Here is a 248-nt window from a genome sequence, read left to right as displayed (position 1 = left end):
GCATCCCCGCTTCCAGCTGCATTTCACGCCCACCAGCGGGTCATGGTTGAACCTGGTGGAGTCTTGGTTCGCGTTGCTCACCACACGGCAGCTCAGACGCGGCAGCTTCATCAGTACGCAGGCGTTAGAAACCGCGATCGAACGGTACATCCAGCAGACCAACGAAGATCCCAAACCGTTCACCTGGACAAAAACGGCAGATCAGATCTTGGAGAGCGTCGCTAGGTTTTGCAAGAGGCAGTTAAGTC

Annotated in this window: 1 pseudogene; it reads left to right on the top strand. The window is 56.0% G+C overall.

The features are described from left to right. Positions 1-248, top strand: a pseudogene (locus K7W41_RS23420) (IS630 family transposase); the annotation flags it as partial.

The organism is Deinococcus multiflagellatus (assembly GCF_020166415.1).
Classification (GTDB): Bacteria; Deinococcota; Deinococci; order Deinococcales; family Deinococcaceae; genus Deinococcus; species Deinococcus multiflagellatus.
Note: the sequence above shows the minus strand (reverse complement) of the source record. Positions and strands in the feature narration are given on the sequence as shown.